The following is a 4,183-nucleotide window of genomic DNA, read 5'->3' as shown; positions in this document are numbered from 1 at the left end:
TAAGAATTGTTTGATTGGTGAAGCCTATATAGCAAGGCTGTAAGGGACAGTGGTGGCGAGAGGAGCCTTGCAAGTATAGGGGAAATCAAATAAAATGGTTAGGAGGTTATTATGAGTAGAAAAGCAACAATCTTTTTGGCAGTTATGCTTGTTGGTTTTTTGTCTATGTTCATTGTTGGTAAGGCACTTGCTTCAGGCACATGGTATTATTACGACATCACAGTAAACCCATTTGGAGGCGCTGGATCTACTAACAATGAAACGAAGCAATACAATGGACAGTGCACGGTAGATTGCGACTGGGTGGGTGGTGACTATGACTTGTGGGCCTACCTTCAACTTGTTGATAACACGACAGTATCAGATAAGCAGCTCATAAATGACGGCACTTTTATCAGATTTAATAATACCGCAACTGCCGGTCAAACAGTTCATATGACGTTCCAGTCAGGTAAGACGGACCGTGTTCACATCGAAACTGTAGGTCACTGGAGCCCAGATACCCATAACTTAATTTAGTTAAAGCCTCTCGCCACCAAATAAAAGAATATGGAGGTAAATAAATGTTAAAAGAAGAGTTTCGCAGAGCATTTTTTAGTTGGTCATTCTTGTTAGCAATTGCAATTACCTTTGCATCTACCATAGTTGCTTTGCTGGAGTACGGACCACCAGTATCTCGTTTTTGCAATCCTGCAGAATACCCTTTTATCAATAATGCTTTTGATGCCTTTATTTACGGAGCTTACTATTGGGTTCTGCCTGCCATTGCACCCCTAATTGCGGTGCTTCCATTTGCCGCATCATTAATCACAGACCGCTCTTCGGGATATGTCACTTTTATCCTTTCAAGGACTTCTTTCCGCAAGTATATCACTTCTAAATTTTTTGCAAACCTTCTTGCAGGTGGGATAAGCATATCTATTCCACTTCTTATTATATATGGAGTTATAAACATCTTCTATCCACGAGGCTTTCCACCCGTGCCTGCTCCAGGTGAGGCGTGGGTAAATGTAAGGATTCCATATGTATCTCTTCCAGGGCCTATGGGTTATTTATATCTTACGAAAACTGACTTATATGTATTTTTCCTCATTGGCTTGTCCTTTATCTTTGGGGCTACATATGCCTCATTAGGATTGGCTTTATCCTTATTTCTCCATAATAAATATGTTGCACTTGCAACTCCATTTGTTCTGTACATGATCGGTGGTATGGTAGCAGATATGTTAGGTAAATCAGCATGGAATCCTACAAATACTTTAATGCCATTTTTCTGTCACACAACATCGTGGCTAAGCCTATTTGGGGAGTTGGGAGCTATTTTCCTAATAAGTGTAGTGTGCTTATTTATGTTTGCAAAAAAGAAAAGGGTTTATGAATAAAAAGCTTAAGGATACCCTGCATATCTTCAACTTCGAGTTTCAAAGGTTTATCTTTTATAAAAGATTGATGCTGATATTCCTATTTCTAATAGTTTTGTTCTTTACGTATTTTATGGGTGATAGAGTTCTGACGTTTACTATTAATCAGAAAACATCGGCAAATGTATGGGATGCTGTATTTAGCATTCTGGGAAGTGGCAGTATGTTATTTTTCGTTTTAACTCCTGTCCTTCTCCTTTTCATAAGCGATATTCCAGTTACTACAAATTTTGACGAATTTGTTCTGATTCGCCTCAACTTCCGAAGCAAATGGTTGTGGAATAAAATCCTGATTCTAACAGCTTCTATCATTCTTTACCTTGTAATACTCCTCGTTATCATTTTCGTTACAAATTCCTTTGCACTTCCTTTGACTAATGGATGGAGTGAAATGGCTTTGAATTATTCCCGTTACAGTTATTTGAATCCCCAAATACCGGCAACTCTTTCTGTAACTTCTGCGTTTATCGAGCTTATCGTGCTTTTGATATTGGGATGGCTTGGTATAGGGCTTGCAGTCATAACTGCATCTCTATTCTTTAACAGTGCATCTCTGGGATTTTTGTTCGGCGTGCTTATTGACCTTGGTGGCTATTTTGCCTACAGAGGTGATATTCCTCAGCATTTTGTTAACTTCTTCGTCTCTAACCATATTCTGTTTAATTTTCACAGTTTCGGTGATAAAGCCTCTCTTTATCCTCCTTATTTTGCTTCAATCATCTATTGGGTAATATGGATTGTCTTGTTCACAACCATTGGGTTTTTAATATGCAAGAGAAGAGATTTTCTTTTAGGAAAGGTTACATCTTGAGGTGAAGCTATGAGAAAAGTACCGTTTTCAAGACTGATGCGCATAAATTTTAAAACAACCTTACGTATGAAAGATTTAATTTTAACGGTTGTTATCTTTTCATTGATAGGATTGTTTAGTGTATACGAGGTTGCAACTTATCCCTCATCCTATTCAAAGAATGTATGGGATGTACTTTTTGTTGCATTTGCAGGTCCATCAATTTCAGATGATTCTCTATTCAACCTCATTTTTTGGTTCCTGCCATACCTTATGTTCTTCTACATGTTCGGAAATACTGCAGAGGAAGAACTATCACAGAGGGGCGTTTCTATCATTCCACTCATTGGTTCACGAAGAAAGTGGTGGCTTGGAGAGATAGCTACACTCCTTATTCTCTCAATTATCTATGTTTTAATAGGCATTGCAACAGTTCTAATAGTCAGCTTATTTTTCCTTCCCCTGTCAAATGAGATAAGCCCGTTTCTACTTTCTCTAAAATTATGGCAGATTCCAAAAGATACAACTGTTGTCACTTTAATGATAAGGTGGGTTTTCCTTTTGTTCGGGAGCACATTGTTCGCACTATCCTTCATTCAAATGGCACTGTCAGTAATATGGAGGAATTCATTTACTGCTTTAATTCTTGTGTGCGCTGTTATGATTCTCTCATGGCTTTTTGGGATCAGGCATCCGTATTTAGTGCGATGGTTGCCTGGTTCTCAATCAATGCTTCTCAGGCACACGTTCCTTGACCCAACGGTTTATGGTTTTTCCCTGATGTGGTCGCTTGTTTACAATGCAATAATAGTTCTGATAATTTTGGCAGTTAGTTTCATATACGTCCGCAGAATGGACATATTTAAAAAAATCTCAGAAATTCATAAGGAGGCTTAAATGGAAGAAGTTGATAAAAAGCAAGTAGTTATTTTAGAAGATGTAACAAAAGTTATACGAAATCGAACTATCCCTGAAGATATATCTCTTAAAATTCCTTCTTCAGCAATTTATGGACTTGGTGGACCCAATGGCTCTGGAAAGAGCATGCTTCTCAGAATAATCAGTGGACTCGTCTACCCTTCAGAGGGTAAAGTTTTTGTTTTTGAAAAAGAAGTTGGAAAAGATATAGAATTTCCAGACAAAACAGGTGTTCTAATTGAAAAACCAGGTTTTTTGACTTACCTGAGTGGAATGAGAAACCTTGAACTTCTTGCTTCAATCAGGAACGAAATCGGGAGAGAGGAGATCATTGAAACTCTGAAGCTTGTAGGACTAAACCCTGATGATAAACGACCTGTTAGAACTTATTCAACAGGGATGATCCAACGGCTGGGTATTGCTCAGGCTCTGATGGAGCATCCAGAGTTATTGCTTCTTGACGAACCAACAAGCAATTTAGACCGTGAGGGAATAGCAGCCGTTCACGAGGTTCTGAAAGATTTAAAAAATAAGGGCATTACAATTCTCATAACGAGCCCAAACATGGAAGAATTGAAACATATCTGTGATGCAATTTTTTGGATAGAGAGCGGTCATTTAGAGAAAGAACCTCTACAAATATAATGTTACAGACGAAATTTTTAAAAATTCTCTGAAAATTATGGAACTTTTTTGAGAATTTCATTATCTTATATACAAGGAGGTAGGTGTGAAGAAAATTTTATTCGTAGTTCTTGTTGGTCTCCTGTTTCTTGCAGGATGTAATTTCAAGCAAACAAAGAGCAATCCAAGTAATCCTGCACCTCAAGCACAGACCAGGGCAGTACACATTGATTCCGACCCAGAAGGCGCAACAGTTTATATTGACGAAGATTTTGTCGTGAGGGCTCCAACTGATGTTAAACTTACATTAGCAAAACATTCAATTATCTTTAAGAAGGAGGGTTATCAAGATTACATTTTGAAAAGTGTGGAAGTGAAGGAAGATACAGCAGAAATTAAGGTAAAACTCATTGAAAGCGCAGATAAAAAT

At 38.0% G+C, this 4,183-nt stretch carries 6 protein-coding genes; all 6 read left to right on the top strand.

Annotated elements, in window-relative coordinates; translation table 11 throughout:
• Nucleotides 1–111 precede the first annotated feature (111 nt).
• Complete coding sequence (locus ACP5SP_RS07475; RefSeq protein WP_428076409.1) at nucleotides 112–519, top strand: hypothetical protein; 408 nt, start codon at nucleotides 112–114, stop codon at nucleotides 517–519.
• A gap of 44 nt (nucleotides 520–563) precedes the next feature.
• On the top strand, nucleotides 564–1,382 hold the full coding sequence (locus ACP5SP_RS07470) for a hypothetical protein (protein ID WP_428076407.1): 819 nt from the start codon (nucleotides 564–566) through the stop codon (nucleotides 1,380–1,382).
• A gap of 67 nt (nucleotides 1,383–1,449) precedes the next feature.
• Entirely contained in the window at nucleotides 1,450–2,232 is a 783-nt protein-coding gene (locus ACP5SP_RS07465; RefSeq protein ID WP_428076405.1) for a hypothetical protein, read from the top strand.
• A 66-nt stretch (nucleotides 2,233–2,298) separates the two neighbouring features.
• Nucleotides 2,299–3,108 (top strand): hypothetical protein, encoded by an 810-nt coding sequence (locus tag ACP5SP_RS07460; protein WP_428076403.1) that lies wholly within the window; start codon nucleotides 2,299–2,301, stop codon nucleotides 3,106–3,108.
• Complete coding sequence (locus tag ACP5SP_RS07455; RefSeq protein WP_428076401.1) at nucleotides 3,109–3,774, top strand: ATP-binding cassette domain-containing protein; 666 nt, start codon at nucleotides 3,109–3,111, stop codon at nucleotides 3,772–3,774.
• 85 nt (nucleotides 3,775–3,859) lie between these two features.
• Nucleotides 3,860–4,183 (top strand): PEGA domain-containing protein (locus ACP5SP_RS07450; RefSeq protein WP_428076399.1); only part of this gene is annotated, 324 nt, incomplete at its 3' end.

It is taken from the genome of Caldisericum sp., from assembly GCF_049967455.1.
GTDB lineage: Bacteria > Caldisericota > Caldisericia > Caldisericales > Caldisericaceae > Caldisericum > Caldisericum exile_A.
The sequence above is the reverse complement of the archived record's forward strand: the minus strand, read 5'-3'. Positions and strand labels throughout refer to the sequence as shown.

Excerpts from the sequence above, each read along its gene's own strand:
- ACP5SP_RS07475 (WP_428076409.1), top strand. The coding sequence starts at position 112 with ATGAGTAGAAAAGCAACAATCTTTTTGGCAGTTATGCTTGTTGGTTTT.
- ACP5SP_RS07470 (WP_428076407.1), top strand. The coding sequence starts at position 564 with ATGTTAAAAGAAGAGTTTCGCAGAGCATTTTTTAGTTGGTCATTCTTG.
- ACP5SP_RS07465 (WP_428076405.1), top strand. The coding sequence starts at position 1,450 with ATGCTGATATTCCTATTTCTAATAGTTTTGTTCTTTACGTATTTTATG.
- ACP5SP_RS07460 (WP_428076403.1), top strand. The coding sequence starts at position 2,299 with ATGAAAGATTTAATTTTAACGGTTGTTATCTTTTCATTGATAGGATTG.
- ACP5SP_RS07455 (WP_428076401.1), top strand. The coding sequence starts at position 3,109 with ATGGAAGAAGTTGATAAAAAGCAAGTAGTTATTTTAGAAGATGTAACA.